The organism is Photobacterium chitinilyticum (assembly GCF_004104355.1).
Taxonomy (GTDB): Bacteria; Pseudomonadota; Gammaproteobacteria; order Enterobacterales; family Vibrionaceae; genus Photobacterium; species Photobacterium chitinilyticum.
Genome location: NZ_RJLM01000226.1, coordinates 1 through 406 on the forward strand (window position 1 = coordinate 1; position 406 = coordinate 406).

Here is a 406-nt window from a genome sequence, read left to right on the forward strand (position 1 = left end):
TAATACGATAAAAAAACGACGTGTATTATCGTTCGTCAGGCTCGGAAAAGAAGTCTTTCGACGGCTGGAATATCACATTACAGATTCAACATTACGTTGGGCACAACAAGAGTTAATTATGATGGCGAGGAGCAATTATCATGCGTAAATTTTGTGGGGATCCTCCAGCGCCTGCAATAAGGTGCCCCACTCGAAACAAACAAAGCGCACCAAACCTAATACCAAAACCGCCGAGTGTAACGGGTCACCTTGATTGCTTTGTATGGATAATAAAACCAACTTCAGGGTAAAGTGAGACCCAGGCTTTAGCTGCAACTAAAGCTTTCTATATAGCAGTTCGATTGATTGCTGGCTCCTCTATTGAGAGACCGATAACAAACGTGAACGCTGTATAGGACTCCAAGCA

At 43.3% G+C, this 406-nt stretch carries 1 pseudogene; it reads left to right on the forward strand.

Annotation, left to right across the window (positions count from 1 at the left end):
- Positions 1-148 (forward strand): annotated as a pseudogene (locus EDI28_RS26565) (IS4 family transposase); the annotation flags it as partial.
- Positions 149-406 lie beyond the last annotated feature (258 nt).